We start from the raw sequence: 1,871 nt of genomic DNA, 5'->3' as shown, positions 1-1,871 counted from the left end.
AGATCTATATTTGTGACCGCTAGTCATGAATAGTGTAATACACATTCCTACCAATGGATTAATCGCAGACAATAAAAAGCCCGGCAACGGCCGGGCTTTAGAAAGTAAAAGCTAAGTTAGCAAATTACTCTGGTGTACCACACTCGGCAGCAGTTGGATTTTCAGAACAACGGATTTTCCAAAGCATTTTTAAAGCTTTAGGGTGGTGGTTACCCTCTGCTTTTAGAGCCATACGGATTTCACGCTTAAACTTAGTAATTTCTTCCTTAGTTTTAGCATCTGTTTTGATCCAATACTTCGCTGGGATTTCCGCTTCAGCATCCTTAACCATTTTATTAATGTCAGGAATACGAGAAAGAATGTACTCACGCATCTTTTGACCAAAGTCGTCTGCAAAGCGGTCCTTGTGAGTAACAAGCTGCATCATGCCGTAAAGGAGTTTTTCGTCGATAATACCGCCGTTCTCGCCGAGACCGTGATATAACTCAAATACGTTATAACCAAGCGCGACCATTGGTAGAATGTCGATATTACCGTTATTGAACTGGCCCGAGAAAGTGGTCAAAGAAGTGCCGACCGGAGACGCACCAACTAGGTTAGCAAGCTTCAAACTTTGTGGATCTTCGTTAAGAACCGAGATCTTTTTGCCGCTAAATTCTTCAACTGAGTCAATATTTCTGTCTCTTACGAATAGGTAAACAGAACCAACAGGCAAAGTACCAACCATCTCGTAATTACCATTCGTAAGTAGCTTGCCAACTTTCGGGTTAGTCAAGGCCTTTAGAACGATACCAAGCTGCTTCTCGTTGTTGATGCCACCAATTGCATCCAAGGTACCACCAAATGGAACGTATGGGCTACTCAATATAGAGGTAAGAAATACACCATCACACATACCGGCTTTAAAATCATTAGAGGCAACTTTTTCATCGGTAAAAGCTTCCAAATGGATATCTAGACCCCAAGGAATAGCTTTTGCTTTCAAGTCAGCGAAGAATGTCATTGCAGGACCGTTTTTTCCAACCGGGTCGTACATACAGAACTTTTTCTTTTCAAGTGCAGAAGCTGTGGCAGCAGTCGACAGCATTACTAGCGCAAGTATAATTCGACGAAATGTCATAATGTTTCCTTAATCCTCATTAATTGTTTGATGTGTAAGAACGTTCTTTTCTTATCGTTATTATGGTGCGAATAATAACAAAGACATGTTCGAAAAGAGACATCAAAATTGACTGCTAGTCACAAAAATAGATTTAAATTTTGGCAATATTAATATTTTCTTGTAAATACAATTGCTTACCATTTTCAGAGAGGAGTTGTTAAATTTGGTTAGCTGTTTTTCATATCTGCGTTAAAGAAACTTTCAAGCTCCTTGGACTTAGCTTGAGCGTCCTTGTATCCGAGAGCTATGAGCTCTCGCATAAACTCCCCTTCAAACAAAAGATAGCTAGCCAGGCTCACGCCGCCTTCAATTGGTTCCTTGTTTAGACCAAAAAACTGTTTAATAGGTCCGGGTAGTTTGGAAACATGTTTAATTGCAATTTCATCAATTGGTTCGCTTGGGTTTATCACCAAGGTATCAATAAACCTTAATCCCAAATCGTTGGCGACTGCTTCTGGGTCCTCAACTCTTTTTAAAAGGCTGTTGATGACAGCGACCTTTTCAACGTCCTTTTCTACAACATCAATAAACATTCCGTTTATAACATGCTCTAAGATAGAGGGTCGCTTTGGCTCTTTTTTACTTTCCTTGCGAATATGACGATTGGTGAGGTTCGCGCTAACACCAATAACCAAAATTCGATTCGCACCAAGGTGAACTGCAGGGCTAAGCGGTGCCATATTACGAGCAACACCATCGCCAAAGTACT

Annotated in this window: 1 protein-coding gene and 1 pseudogene; both read right to left on the bottom strand. The window is 40.7% G+C overall.

The genetic code is table 11. The annotated features are described in order from the left end of the window. Positions 1-124: 124 nt before the first annotated feature. Positions 125-1,120 (bottom strand): putative solute-binding protein, encoded by a 996-nt coding sequence (locus A3766_RS19875; protein ID WP_068510722.1) that lies wholly within the window; start codon positions 1,118-1,120, stop codon positions 125-127. Between the two features lie 209 nt (positions 1,121-1,329). Next, positions 1,330-1,871: pseudogene (locus tag A3766_RS31335) on the bottom strand (patatin-like phospholipase family protein); the annotation flags it as partial.

This window comes from Oleiphilus sp. HI0132, from assembly GCF_001635845.1.
The sequence above is the reverse complement of the archived record's forward strand: the minus strand, read 5'-3'. Positions and strand labels throughout refer to the sequence as shown.